Origin of the sequence: Pseudomonas sp. OIL-1 (assembly GCF_010669185.1) — a bacterium.
In the GTDB taxonomy this organism is placed as follows: Bacteria; Pseudomonadota; Gammaproteobacteria; order Pseudomonadales; family Pseudomonadaceae; genus Halopseudomonas; species Halopseudomonas profundi.
The window spans coordinates 950,571-963,325 of sequence record NZ_CP048629.1; the positions used below are offsets into that span (position 1 = coordinate 950,571).

10 protein-coding genes are annotated in these 12,755 nt (G+C 60.0%); 7 read left to right on the forward strand and 3 right to left on the reverse strand.

From position 1 onward, the window contains the following. Positions 1 to 8 precede the first annotated feature (8 nt). Positions 9 to 293: a DUF2782 domain-containing protein gene (locus G3M63_RS04380; protein WP_150299909.1), complete on the reverse strand. Its 285-nt coding sequence runs from the start codon at positions 291 to 293 to the stop codon at positions 9 to 11. A gap of 93 nt (positions 294 to 386) precedes the next feature. Here G3M63_RS04380 and polA point away from each other — a divergent pair, with 93 nt between their 5' ends. Further along, positions 387 to 3,128, forward strand: coding sequence for a DNA polymerase I (gene polA / locus G3M63_RS04385; RefSeq protein WP_163981973.1), 2,742 nt, complete (start codon positions 387 to 389; stop codon positions 3,126 to 3,128). 250 nt (positions 3,129 to 3,378) lie between these two features. Here polA and yihA read toward each other — a convergent pair whose 3' ends face one another. Beyond that, on the reverse strand, positions 3,379 to 4,029 hold the full coding sequence (gene yihA, locus G3M63_RS04390) for a ribosome biogenesis GTP-binding protein YihA/YsxC (protein ID WP_163981974.1): 651 nt from the start codon (positions 4,027 to 4,029) through the stop codon (positions 3,379 to 3,381). Positions 4,030 to 4,298: 269 nt separating this feature from the next. Between yihA and G3M63_RS04395 the strand changes: the two genes are divergently transcribed. From G3M63_RS04395 to G3M63_RS04420, 6 genes are all read left to right on the forward strand, one after another. Continuing rightward, positions 4,299 to 4,907: a cytochrome c gene (locus G3M63_RS04395; RefSeq protein ID WP_150299912.1), complete on the forward strand. Its 609-nt coding sequence runs from the start codon at positions 4,299 to 4,301 to the stop codon at positions 4,905 to 4,907. A 208-nt stretch (positions 4,908 to 5,115) separates the two neighbouring features. Beyond that, positions 5,116 to 5,751 carry a thiol:disulfide interchange protein DsbA/DsbL gene (locus tag G3M63_RS04400; protein WP_223824983.1) on the forward strand — a complete coding sequence of 212 codons (636 nt, stop codon included), beginning with the start codon at positions 5,116 to 5,118 and terminating at the stop codon, positions 5,749 to 5,751. Positions 5,752 to 5,959: 208 nt separating this feature from the next. Continuing rightward, positions 5,960 to 6,787, forward strand: a complete 828-nt coding sequence (locus G3M63_RS04405) for an endonuclease/exonuclease/phosphatase family protein (RefSeq protein ID WP_163984174.1) — start codon at positions 5,960 to 5,962, stop codon at positions 6,785 to 6,787. Positions 6,788 to 7,022: 235 nt separating this feature from the next. Continuing rightward, complete coding sequence (locus G3M63_RS04410) at positions 7,023 to 7,874, forward strand: N-acetylmuramoyl-L-alanine amidase (RefSeq protein ID WP_163984175.1); 852 nt, start codon at positions 7,023 to 7,025, stop codon at positions 7,872 to 7,874. Next, the gene (locus G3M63_RS04415; RefSeq protein WP_150299913.1) at positions 7,874 to 9,103 is read left to right on the forward strand and encodes a nucleoside recognition domain-containing protein; all 1,230 of its coding nucleotides are present in this window, start codon (positions 7,874 to 7,876) and stop codon (positions 9,101 to 9,103) included. Before G3M63_RS04410 ends, G3M63_RS04415 begins: the two co-directional genes overlap by 1 nt. A 558-nt stretch (positions 9,104 to 9,661) precedes the next feature. After that, on the forward strand, positions 9,662 to 10,999 hold the full coding sequence (locus tag G3M63_RS04420) for a ribonuclease J (RefSeq protein WP_163981975.1): 1,338 nt from the start codon (positions 9,662 to 9,664) through the stop codon (positions 10,997 to 10,999). 402 nt (positions 11,000 to 11,401) lie between these two features. Here G3M63_RS04420 and G3M63_RS04425 read toward each other — a convergent pair whose 3' ends face one another. Continuing rightward, entirely contained in the window at positions 11,402 to 12,697 is a 1,296-nt protein-coding gene (locus G3M63_RS04425) for an FAD-binding oxidoreductase (RefSeq protein WP_163981976.1), read from the reverse strand. Positions 12,698 to 12,755 lie beyond the last annotated feature (58 nt).

Genomic DNA, 12,755 nt, shown 5'->3' on the forward strand with positions numbered 1-12,755 from the left:
GAATTATCTCACCACTCGAAAATCTTCCAGGATGGGATACGCATGCCCTCAGGCTGATCGCCACGGGTGAAGTTGCCTTCGTCATCCACGGCTACCAGAAAATAGGGCGGGCCGACCTTCGGGGTAACCTTGACGGCATAGAGAAAGCCGTTGACCCGATACTCCTCGACGGTGCGGTCACCTTCCTGACGAATGGTGACATCAGGCTCTGCGGTAATCTGATCCTGGGCCATGAGCGGCAGACTCACTGCCAACACTGCGGCGCCCAACCAACGGTTTAATATGCGTGACATGTTACTCTTGCCCTTTGCCCGGAATGTTCGGAATGTCCCTTCTACTGCTGACCATTCTAGCCCTTTTTACCTATGGATACGTTGACCTGACGCATGACTGATAATGCACCCCTGATCCTGGTGGATGGCTCGTCCTACCTGTACCGCGCCTTCCACGCCCTACCGCCGCTGATGACCTCCACCGGCAAGCCGACCGGCGCAGTGAAAGGCGTGCTGAACATGCTCAACAGCCTGCGCAGGCAATATCCCCACAGCCCCTTTGCGGTGGTCTTCGATGCCAAGGGACCGACCTTTCGCGACGCGCTGTTCGAAAGCTACAAGTCACACCGTCCGCCCATGCCCGACGACCTGCGCGTGCAGATCGAGCCGCTGCACGCCAGCGTGCGGGCGCTGGGCCTGCCGCTGCTGTGTGTAGAGGGCGTCGAAGCCGATGATGTGATCGGTACGCTGGCGCGGCAAAGCGCAGCGGCAGGCCGACCGGTGATTATTTCCACCGGCGACAAGGACATGGCGCAGCTGGTCGACGAACACATTACCCTGGTCAACACCATGAGCGGCACGGTGTTGGATATTGCCGGCGTGCATGAGAAATTCGGTGTCGGCCCGGAGTGCATCATCGATTATCTGGCGCTGATGGGCGATAAATCCGACAACATTCCGGGCGTACCCGGTATCGGCGAAAAGACTGCCCAGGGCCTGGTTACCGGGCTCGGCGGCGGGCTTGAGGTGATCTATGCCAATCTGGAAAAGATACCCGAGCTGCCGATCCGCGGCGCCAAGAAACTGGCCGACAAGCTGGTCGAGAACCGCGAGATGGCCTATCTCTCCTACCAGCTGGCCACTATCAAGGTCGACGTCGAGCTGGAGCTGCGCGCCGATGCGCTGATGCCCGGCGAACCGAACCGCGACGCATTGATCGAGCTTTATCAGCAACTGGAATTCCGCAACTGGCTGGACGATCTGCAACGCGAAGCCAAAGCCGCCGATGCCGCCATCCCCGGCCCCGCCAAGGCGGAAACTGTCGAGCCGCATTACGAAACCATTCTGGAAACAGCCGACTTCGAACGCTGGGTCGACAAGCTCAAGGCCGCCAAGCTGTTTGCCTTTGATACCGAGACCACCAACCTGAATGCGCAGCTGGCCGAACTGGTGGGCATCTCGCTGGCGGTCAATCCGCACGAGGCAGCCTATATTCCGCTCGGGCATAGCTATATGGGTGTACCGCAGCAGCTCGACCGCGACTATGTGCTGGCCACACTGAAACCGCTACTGGAAGACCCGTCGCGCGCCAAGGTCGGTCAGCATTTCAAATACGACATGAATATCCTTGCTCACTACGGCATCGATATCTGTGGGGTGTCGTACGACACCATGCTCGAGTCCTACGTGCTGAATTCAACCGCCAGCCGTCACGACATGGACAGCCTGGCGCTGAAGTATCTGGGCCACGGCACCATCCGCTTCGAGGACGTTGCCGGGAAGGGCGCCAAGCAGCTTACCTTTGATCAGGTATCGCTGGAGCAGGCCGGGCCTTACGCCTGCGAGGACGCGGACATCACGCTGCGCCTGCACCAGACGCTGCTGCAGAAGCTTTCGGCTACGCCATCTTTGGTCAGCGTGCTGAAGGACATCGAGATGCCGCTGGTGCCGGTGCTGGCGCGCATCGAGCGTTACGGCGCCCTGGTCGATGCTCAGCTGCTTGGCATCCAGAGCCGCGAACTGGGCGAGAAAATGCTCAGTCTGGAACAGCGCGCACATGAGCTTGCTGAACAGCAATTCAATCTGGGTTCGCCCAAGCAGCTGGGCGTGGTGCTGTACGAAAAACAGGGTTTGCCGGTCATCTCGAAGACCGCCAAGGGTCAGCCCAGCACCGCCGAATCGGTACTCGCCGAGCTGGCGGAACAGGGTTACGAGCTGCCCCAGGTAATCATGCAGTACCGCACGGTGAGCAAGCTCAAATCTACCTATACCGACCGCCTGCCCGAGCAGATCAATCCGCGTACCGGTCGTATCCATACTTCCTATCACCAGGCGGTAACGGCCACCGGGCGGCTTTCGTCATCCGACCCGAACCTGCAGAACATTCCGATTCGCACCGCCGAAGGCCGCCGAATCCGTCAGGCGTTCATCGCGCCGCAGGGTTATAAGGTACTGGCGGCGGACTATTCCCAAATCGAGTTGCGGATCATGGCGCACCTCGCCCAGGATGCCGGTTTGCTGGATGCCTTCCGACATGACCGGGATGTGCACCGCGCCACTGCTGCGGAAGTATTCGGCGTGTCGCTTGAAGAAGTGAGCAACGATCAGCGGCGCAGCGCCAAGGCGATCAACTTCGGCCTGATCTATGGCATGAGCGCTTTTGGGCTGGCCAAACAGCTTGGCGTCGGACGCAAGGAAGCCCAGGAATACATCGACCGCTATTTCGCGCGTTATCCCGGCGTACTCGGATACATGGAACGCACCCGTCAGCAGGCCGGCGACCAGGGCTTCGTCGAAACCCTGTTCGGGCGCCGTCTGTACCTGCCGGAGATTCATTCGCGCAACCAGGCACTGCGCAAGGGCGCGGAACGCACGGCGATCAACGCACCGATGCAAGGCACCGCGGCCGATATCATCAAACGCGCAATGATCACGGTGGATAACTGGCTCGCCGAATCCGGGCTGGATGCGCGGGTCATCATGCAGGTCCACGACGAACTGGTACTGGAAGTGCGTGAGGATCTGGTTGATGACATCCGCGCCGGCCTCTGCGAACGCATGAGTGCGGCGGCAACGCTGGATGTCCCGCTGGCGGTGGAAGTGGGCGTGGGCAACAACTGGGACGAGGCGCACTGACCCTCACCATTGCTCTGCAGGCCTCGCCAGACGCGGCCTGCAAAAAAGTTCGATTTTTTTGCGTGCTGATTGAACTTTTTCGGAACCCTTTCGGTCAGAGCTTATGAATGGCCAGTCAAGCCTTTCTTGCTCCTTAGATGTGATTTTAGTGTTGGCAGAAAAACCCGGGCACCCTTTCCTAGCACAGCCCGGTCGTTAAACCCCGATCCTTCCCTCCCCATAGAAGCTCGGGGTTTTTTTTGGCTGCGATTTACTCCGCGGACACATCCTCGCTGTCGTCCTCATCCTCGCTGAAAAACCACACGTCGAGCACCTCGTAAGCCTCTTCCAGGCCCTGACGCTTGGGCGCAGAGAACAGCTGTACCGTCGCCCGGTTGCCGTATTCCTTGCGAACCGTCGATTGCACCTTGAGCAGCACATTCTTTGCTGCGCCATACGCCAGTTTATCCGCCTTGCTCAACAGGATATGCGCAGGCAGACCGCTGACATCCGCCCATTCGAGCATCATCCGGTCAAAATCGGATAATGGATGGCGAATATCCATCACCAGCACCAGGCCGACCAGCGAATCCCGCTGTGTCAGGTAGGCATCCAGATGTTGTTTCCAGTGTTCCTTCAGCGCCAGCGGCACCTTGGCATAACCGTAGCCGGGTAAATCGACCAGCCGGCGCTGTTCATCCAGAGCGAAGAAATTGATCAGCTGGGTCCGACCCGGCGTCTTCGATGTTCTGGCCAGACGCGCGTGAGTCAAGGTATTCAGCGCGCTGGATTTGCCCGCGTTGGAGCGCCCGGCGAAGGCGACCTCGTAGCCGACGTCCATGGGGCATTGGTCGACCTGGCTGGCGCTCTTGATGAAAGTGGCTTGCTGACAGAGGGAAACAAGGGGTGTAGCTGAGGACATGGACGATCCATTGGGGCTGACGAGGGCTGATGACATTCACCTGAGCCGGTAGCTTAGTATATACTGCTGCGGTTTTATATCCTGAAAGCGTAACTGCGACAGTATGGACATTGCTTCGCTTTCGAGCGACCGATAGCATGGCGTTGGCAAACCGACCTCTGCTTCATTTATCGAGCAATAACAAACGAGGCGGTCTGTCCTAGAGCGCGTTGCAGACCGTAGCGACGGGTACAGCCCACACATTCTTTTAGCCGTAATTGGATTAGCCGATGAATAAATTACTCGTGAGCCTGGTGTTATCTCTCGGTGTGGCCGGTTCGGCCCATGCACTGGAAGGCAACGCCGAAGCTGGACAGGGCAAGGTCGCCGTTTGTGGCGCCTGTCATGGACCAGACGGAAATAGCCCTCTCCCGAATTTCCCCAAGATCGCTGGGCAAGGCGAACGCTATCTGCTCAAGCAGTTAGTGGACATCAAGGAAGGCGCTCGAGTAGTTCCGGAAATGACTGGCATGCTGGAGCCTTTCAACGAACAGGATCTGGCTGACATCGCGGCTTATTTCTCTGAACAGACCGCAACCAAGGGCGTCGCCGATCCCGCGCTGGTCGAGCGTGGTGAAGAGCTGTATCGCGGCGGCAATCTGGAAGTCGGCCTTCCTGCCTGTACCGGCTGCCATTCGCCGACTGGCCAGGGCATCGATACAGCTGGTTTCCCGCAACTGGCTGGTCAGCACGCTCAGTACACCGCCAAGCAGCTGGCTGATTTCCGGGAAGGGGACCGCACCAACGACGGTGAGGCGCAGATCATGCAGACCATCGCCAGCCGCCTGAGCAACCGCGATATTGAAGCTGTTTCGGATTACATTCAGGGTCTGCGATAGACCTTGATGTATTGCCATCTGTAACGGCAGACTTCAAAAAAAGGGTGGCTTCGGTCACCCTTTTTTGTCCCTGCGGGCGTTACAGTGGCTTTACCATGCAGGCAGTGTTTTAAATTACCCCGGCCCGTGTTGCGTTGCCGGACGATATCAGGGAAGCTCCGAGCTCATCGAATTCCCTGAATACCAGCGTTCTGTACAGGAGAACTACATGCGCGCGATGTTAACTGTTGGTCTGATCTGGCTCTTGGGCAGTTTCGCCATGGCGACCGCACAGGAAGCTACCAACTATCAGGAAGGCAAGCATTACGTGAAACTGCCGAGCCCGGCACCCGTGGAAGAGCCGGACAAGATCGAAGTCGCCGAGCTGTTCTGGTATGGCTGCGGTCATTGCTTCAGCTTCGAGCCGATCATCGGCGAATGGAAAAAAGACCTGCCAGAGGACGTACATTTCCGTCCTGTGCCGGCATTCTTTGGGGGCGCCTGGGATACCCACGGCCAGCTGTATTACACCCTCGACAGCCTGGACAAGCTTGATGAAACCCACACTGCTGTGTTCCAGGCGATGCATAACCAGAAAAACCGCCTCGCTGATCAGGAAGCCATGATCAAGTTCCTTGAGCCCTACGGCATCACCGAAGAAGAGTTCACCAAGGCGTGGTCATCCTTCGGCGTACGCGCGAAAATCGAGCAAGCCAAACGCCTGGCCAAGGCCTACCGCGCCAGTGGCGTACCGACTCTGATCGTCAACGGCAAATACCGGATCGAAGGCGGCATGGCCGGCAGTTTTGAGGATATGCTGAAAGTGGCCGACTATCTGGTCGAGCAGGAGCGCGAGGCACTTTAACCGCTCCGTTTCTGGAGCCTGGCGAGTACCGCACAGAGGGTGATGGCCGACAAACGGACAGGCTATTACCAGGGGCTCTGAAAGGGGCCCACTGTGCAGTTTGCGCTTCTGACCAAGGACTGGCCACGCAGTTTTTTCACGATGGCTATGAGGGGGTTTGATGATTGCAGCGGGAAACATACCGGCGAAGCGCTCCACCCATGGCGCAATGGCGACTGCCAGTCTGCAAACCAACCCGCACTGTGTGCACGGCGAGCAAGCGCTGCCTGAAGTACTACGCCTGCTGAGTTTCAATATCCAGGTGGGTATCAATACCCAGCGCTATCGACACTATGTCACCCGCAGCTGGCAACATCTGTTGCCCCACGCAGGGCGCAGCACCACGCTGGATCTGATCAGCCGTATTCTCAACGATTTCGACCTGGTGGCTTTGCAGGAGGTTGATGGCGGCAGTATGCGCTCGGGCTATATCAACCAGGTTGAGCACCTTGCCCGCGAAGGCAAGTTTCCTTACTGGTACCAGCAACTCAACCGCAATCTCGGGCGCTTCGCCCAGCATTCCAATGGCCTGCTCAGCCGTTATGCACCGCAACTGCTCGAAGACCACAAGCTACCGGGCGTACTACCCGGGCGCGGAGCTATTCTCACCAGCTTCGGTGAAGGTCCCGATTCGCTGCTGGTCGTCATGATGCATCTCGCGCTCAGCCCGCGCACACGTGCGAATCAGCTCGCATATATCCGTGAGCGCATCGCTGATCACAAGCACGTAGTGCTGATGGGCGACATGAACACCCACGCCGAGGATCTGCTGGAAAACTCGCCCCTGCGCGGCTCGAAAATGCACACCGCAACGCTGCCGGGCACCTATCCAAGCTGGAAGCCCGCGCGGGTGCTTGACCACATTTTGCTCAGCCCCAGCCTGTCCATCGAACAGGTCGATGTACTGCCCCATCCGATCTCTGATCACCTACCGGTGTCGATGCATATCCGCCTGCCGTCCGGCCTGTGCGTACCCGCCAGTTCGGTGGGCAGCTGACCGACAGATCTTCCTGCTGGTACCCCTCGCATTAGGTAACGGACATGCTAGGCTAGCCTTCGATTTCCAGCGGCGTCCGGGCCAGTGCCGTTTCATTGCGGCCGCGACCAGGACCCGTTTGGTGTGAACAGGCAGGACGCGAGGAGTGAAGTGTGTTCAGCACATCCATGTGCGTTAACCGGGGACAGACCGGCAAGGGGCCCAGGTGAGATTTACCGCACTGTTTTTTCTCGTCATGCTCCTGGTTGGCTGTACCGGCGGTCCCCGCATCGATACCAGTCACCAATCCAGAAGCCATGACAGCCGCGTACGTTACGTAGTGCTGCATTACACCTCGTCCGGCTTCGACCGGTCCCTGAATGCCCTGACCCTGGGGCCCGTCAGCAGCCACTACCTGATTGATGAAGGTCCGGCCACCATCTATCGACTGGTGGACGAAGATCGCCGCGCCTGGCATGCAGGGGAAAGCAGCTGGCAGGGGCGCAGCTACGTCAATGGCATATCGATCGGGATCGAACTGGTACATCGGGGATTTATTGAGACGCCCCAGGGCAGGCGCTGGTATCCCTGGGAGCAGGAACAGATCGACAACCTGGTCACTCTGCTCGAGGATATTCTTCAGCGCCATGATCTGGCACCGGAACAGGTTGTCGGACACAGCGATGTCGCGCCGCAACGCAAGGTCGATCCGGGTCCGCTGTTTCCGTGGTTTCAACTCGCGGAGGCGGGCGTGGCAATCTGGCCGGACGCCGATTCGGTAGCCCTCTACCAGGCGCAACTCGCCGGGCTGACCCCATCGATCAGCTGGTTCCAGCAGGCGCTGGCCGGCTTCGGTTACGAGGTTCCGCAAACCGGGCTGTTGGACAAGCCCACACTGAATGTCATCGCGGCCTTTCAGATGCGCTTCCGGCCGGCGCGCCATGACGGCCAGCCAGACACCCAGACGGCAGCCATACTCGCAGCGCTGGTACCCACAGCAGCACAATCGCCCCTATGGTGTGCATACAAGCAGACGTCTGAAAGCACGACGCCACCCTGTCTGCTGCCGTTGCCCGACGCAAGCCCCATCCAGGACATTCTCGACTGATGCTGAACGGAATCTGGCTCGGCTTTTTTACCGCTGCGTTCGCCGCCGCGCTCTGGCAATGGCTCGGCGTCGGCGATAGCGAAGTTTTCAGCCGTCTGGTGGCGTCGCTGTTTGATATGGCGCGGTTGAGCGTCGAAATCGTATTGGTGCTGGTCGGCACCATGACGCTGTGGCTGGGTTTCCTGGCCATCGCCGAAAAAGCCGGCCTGATCAGGGTACTGGCGCGCGTGCTGGATCCCCTGTTCCGGCGCCTGATGCCCGAGGTGCCCAGCGGCCATCCGGCGCTGGGGCATATCACCATGAATTTCGCCGCCAATGTGCTGGGGCTGGACAATGCCGCCACGCCGATCGGTCTCAAGGCCATGCACGCCCTGCAGAGCCTGAACCCGAACAAGGAAACCGCCACCAACGCACAGATCCTGTTCCTGGTGCTGAATACCTCGTCGCTGACGCTGCTCCCGGTCACCATCTTCATGTACCGGGCGCAACAGGGCGCAGCGGATCCTACTGCGGTGTTTCTGCCAATTCTGCTGGCGACTACCGCCTCAAGCCTGGTTGGCCTGTTGTCCGTGGCGGTAATGCAACGCTTGCGGCTGTGGGACCCGGTCGTGCTGGCCTATCTCCTGGGTGGCGCACTCGCCCTGGGCGCGCTGCTGGCCACGCTCGCCGGCATGTCTGCCCAAGCATTGAGCGCCACCTCGACACTGGTCGGCAACCTGACGCTGTTCGGCATCATCATGGCGTTTTTGCTGGTGGGCGCGCTGCGCAAGGTAAACGTCTACGACACCTTTATCGAAGGCGCAAAGGAAGGCTTCAGCTTCACCATGTCACTGCTGCCGTTCCTGGTGGCGATGCTGGTGGCGGTCGGGGTGCTGCGCGCCAGCGGCGTACTGGACGCCGGCCTGGACGGGATTCGCTGGGTGGCTGATGCGCTGGGTTGGGATACGCGCTTCATCGATGCGCTGCCCACGGCCTTTATCAAACCGCTATCGGGCAGCGGCGCCCGGGCCATGATGATAGAGACCATGGATACCTTTGGTGTCGACAGCTTCCCAGCCCTGATGGCCGCGACCTTCCAGGGCAGCACCGAAACGACCTTCTATGTCATCGCCGTGTATTTTGGCGCGGTCGGTATCCGTCGCGTCCGCCACGGGCTGGGCTGCGCGCTGCTGGCTGATCTGGCAGGGATGCTGACTGCCATAGCAGTCTGTTACTGGTTTTTTGGGTAGGGTCCACTGGCGTCTCACCGCAGCTCGATATGAAAGTTGGGATCTGCCGCATTAGCTGCAGCAGGCCGCCCTGGGGTTGGCGCCGACAGGCAAAAGCGTGAGGTCAAGCGCGAGCACGGCGTAGCCCAGGCGCGCTACACCCCAGGTGCATTGCGCCATAGCTCATATTCAGGATCCGGCGCAGCGGACCGAACGGGCTCCCCTGGGGTTGGCGTGCGCCTGCGCGCCGACAGGGTTTGATACCAGACTTGGTGTTCTGCGGAGGCTTTGGCGTAGCGCAGGCGCGCTACACCCCCAGGTGCGTTGCGCCATAGCTCATATTCATGATCCGGCGCAGCGGATCGGACGGGCTCCCCTGGGGTTGGCGTGCGCCTGCGCGCCGACAAAGGTTGGCACCCCTGCATAGCGCCGAGCTGCCTCAAACGGGCTTCATCGTGGCGTGGCGTGGCGTGCGCTCGCCCAGGTTTCGGCTCGCGATCGACGGTCAACAGCCCCCTTTCCTGCGGGGCCGGAATCATCTGTTAAGCTGTCAAAACAGCCTCACACAGGACCGCGCCGATGTCTGCACCCCGATTCGATCAGCTTCACCGCGAGCCAGGCCCCTTCTTTGTCGCCCTTGGGGGCGCCGGCATGTTCGGTGCCAATTTCTATCTGTACGGCTCGGCTGGCGAATGGATCGCGGTGGATTGCGGTTTCGCTCTGCAATCGGCCCCCGGGGGCGCAACACAGGTATCGATTCCGGACGTCGGCGCTCTTGAGCGTCACGACATCAAACTTTCGGCGATCCTGATTACCCACGGGCACGAAGATCATATCGGCGCGATCCCTTATCTCTGGCGACAGCTGGACTGCCCACTCTATGCCAGCCCTTTCACCGCAAGGCTTATCCGTAACAAGCTTGATCCAGCCCTCAGCTGGCCAACCCTGCGTGAGATCAAGCCACTGCAACCGGTGGGCATTGGCGCCTTTCAGGCTGAATGGATACCGGTCACCCACTCGATCCCGGAATCGCATGGCATTGTGCTCGACGTCGCGGGCAAACGGCTTTACCACAGTGGCGACTGGAAGCTGGATCCGCAGCCGGTCGTGGGTGGCCTGACCGCACAGGGTCGGCTGCAGGCGATTGGCCGCAGTGGTGTGGACGTGATTATTGGCGACTCCACCAATGCGCCGACGGCTGGAGCCAGTTATTCCGAAGCAAGCGTACAGAACGGTCTGCTCGACACCATCCGGGCATGCCCCAAACGGGTCATCGTGACCTGTTTCGCCAGCAATCTCGCGCGCCTGCACAGTCTTGCGGAAATCGCCTTCGATACTGCGCGTTATGCAGGCCTGCTCGGGCGCAGCCTGCTGACCATGCACCGGGCCGGCCGTGCGCATGACTATCTGAGCGCCCGCCCCGGATTTATCGATCCCTGGGAGCTGGGCTATTTGCCGCGCGAGCAACAACTGTGGATCTGCACCGGTAGCCAGGGCGAGCCCGCTGCGGCTCTGGGCAGGCTGGCCAGCGGAAGCCATCCGCATCTGTCACTGGAGGAAGGCGACACTGTGGTGTTTTCCTCGCGATTGATTCCCGGAAACGAGGAGTCCCTGGCTGCGATCAAGTCAGGTTTGAAGGAGCAGGGCGTCACAGTCATCGATGACGACATGGCGCCCATCCACGCCTCCGGCCACCCGCCTCAGGATGATCTGCGCCAGCTATATGGATGGTTGAACGCGCGCTATTTACTGCCGGTGCACGGCGAGCCCTACCATCAGCAAGCTCACCTCAAGTTCAGTCGCAGCCTGGGATTGAGCGGCCTGGTGCCGGCCAACGGCGACCTGATAGACCTGCGCGGGCGGCCGTGCAAGGTGGCACAGATGTCGACGGGGTTGGTTGAGATTCAGCGGGATTGAGTTGTCGGCGGTTAACCCCGAATCCCCCCTGGCCCCCCTTTTCCAAAGTGGGGAACGTTACCGTGCGGGTCTGGGTTACCTGCGTCATTCTGACGGCGGGCTATCGCCCAGAATATAAAAACCCTCGGCCGTTCGGACCAGCCCCCCACTTTGAAAAGGAGGGACGTTCGTGCGGGTCTGACGCATCTGCGCCGTCCTGCTGGATAGCTTCTGCCAGGAAATGATAAGCCGGTAACCGGCTCCTTTTTTTGAAAGAAGAGGGAAGCTCGTATGGCACTTTTGCACCTGTGTCGCCGCGTCAAATGGCTATCCCTGAGAATACAACAACCAGCAGCCGCTCGGACCAGTCCCCCACTTTGAAAAAGGGGGGCTAGGGGGGATTCGCTTTTCAACAAAGCCCAATCACACCACTTCCTTGACCTTCTGCCACAGCATGCCCAGCGCCAGCAGCGGTGCGCGGAAACGATCACCGCCGGGAAACGCCATGTGCGGTACGCGGCTGAACAGGTCGAAGCCCCGGCTGGCCTGCCCGGTAATCGCCTCGCTGAGGATTCGCGCAGCCAGGTGCGTGGCGTTCACGCCATGCCCGGAATACGCCTGGGCATAGAACACATTAGCCTGCCCCGGCATCTTTCCAATCTGCGGCAAGCGGTTGGCGCCGATGCCGATCATGCCGCCCCATTGATAGTCGATTTTCACATCCGCCAGCTCAGGAAACACCCGCAACATCTTCGGGCGCATATAGCCGGCGATGTCCACCGGATCACGGCCGGAATAATGACAGGCCCCGCCGAACAGCAGGCGGCGGTCTGCGGACAAGCGGTAATAATCCAGCGCCACGCGCTGATCACATAGCGCCATATTCTGCGGTATCAACCGCTGCGCTCGCGCTTCGCTCAAGGGTTCGGTGGCGATGATATAACTGCCTGCCGGGATGACCGTGCCACTCAGCTGTTTGTCCAGCGTACCAAGATAGGCATTACAGCCGATCACCAGATGCTGCGCGCGCACCGTGCCGCCAGCAGTGTGCACCGTAACCGTCGGACCATGTTCAATACGGGTCACTTGGGAGTTCTCGAACAGCCTGACACCCAGGCTCTCAGCCGCTGCGGCCTCGCCCAGCGCCAGATTGAGCGGATGCAGATGGCCGGAGCCCATGTCACTCATGCCGCCTACATATACATCCGAGCCCACCACGCTGCGCATGTTGTCCGGCTCGACAATGCGCAGCTCATGCGGATAACCCAGGGATTCCAGATCGGCTTTTTCCTCACGGAACTGCTCCAGGTGGCGCGGCTTGTTCGCCAGATCGCAGTAGCCCCAGGTGAGATCGCAATCGATATCAAACTCGGCTACGCGGTCCCGCACGATCTGCACCGCCTCGATGCCCATGCGTTTGAATTCCCGCACACCCTCGGCACCGACCTGGTTTTCGAACTGTTCCAGATCATGCCCAACGCCGCGGATCAGCTGACCACCGTTGCGTCCACTCGCGCCCCAGGCAATCTGATGCGCCTCCAGCAAAATAACCGAGAGTCCGCGCTGGGCCAGTTCAATAGCCGTATTCAGCCCGGTAAAGCCGCCGCCTATCACGCAGACGTCAGCCTGGGCCTCGCCCTTCAGTTCTGGAAATGCCAGGGATTTGCCCGGTGTGGCGGCGTAATAGGAGGGCGCATGATGATCGGTATGGCAGAGCATAGGAACGTTCCATTTGGACCAGGGAACCTCCGGACAACTGCTGCGCTCGGCCATGCTG